The sequence below is a fragment of the Paenibacillus cisolokensis genome (assembly GCF_050481165.1).
GTDB lineage: Bacteria > Bacillota > Bacilli > Paenibacillales > Paenibacillaceae > Paenibacillus_AH > Paenibacillus_AH cisolokensis.
On the sequence record NZ_JBCNFP010000043.1, the window covers coordinates 1 to 786 of the forward strand.

Below are 786 nucleotides of genomic sequence, written 5' to 3' on the forward strand. Positions count from 1 at the left end.
AACAAAGGAATCGGTTATGTCGGTAAGCTGAAATGGACCCAGCGATTGGACAAAGAAGTTCGGAACTGCCGCTATTGGACGCGATATGTCGACGAAGACTGGATCATCGAGGGAATTACCATGATCTACAAAGCAACCTCTTGGAAAAAGGCTCGCCGCGTTGCCATTATTCGCAAAGCGCAAGTGTTTGAAGACGGCCAAGGCCGAATCGTGTTCGAGACCGACTGGCAGTACGAAGCCATCGTCACCAATCTGGAATGGGCGCCAATTGATTTGTGGCGTTTCTACAACCAGCGCTGTTGCATGGAGAACTATATCAAGGAAGCCAAAAACGGCTTTTCCATCGATCGTATCGCGGCAAGTGATTTTAAAGCAAACGAACTGGATTTGCTGGTTAAACTACTCGCTTATAATTTGTTCGAGCGATTCAAACGCGATTGCTGCGAGCCTGTACATCATGGCTATACGATTGCCCGATTCCGTCTGGAGTTCTTTCATTGTGCGGCGACGCTCATTCAGCATAGTCGAACTACAGTACTCAAGCTGATGAAGGACTTCGCCGGGCGGATTGCTTGGAAACGAATCGAAGCAAAAGTAGCCTTACTAGAATGAGGTCTCCTAAAAATTAACATGGAATATTGACTTGCCCCTTCATTGGGGAGGGGGAAAGACCACCCCAAAAGTCAAATTTTCTCTTGCGAACATGGGTAATTCCTACATTTTTACATTTCCTTACCCTATTGTTCCGACGTTTTGCCTTGATCTTATGGGCTTTCGAAATTTAGG

General features: G+C 46.4%; 1 protein-coding gene. It reads left to right on the forward strand.

The window, feature by feature from the left end:
* A partial coding sequence (locus ABEV74_RS08055) for a transposase (protein ID WP_430144983.1) occupies positions 1-612 on the forward strand: 612 nt, incomplete at its 5' end.
* Positions 613-786: the final 174 nt, after the last annotated feature.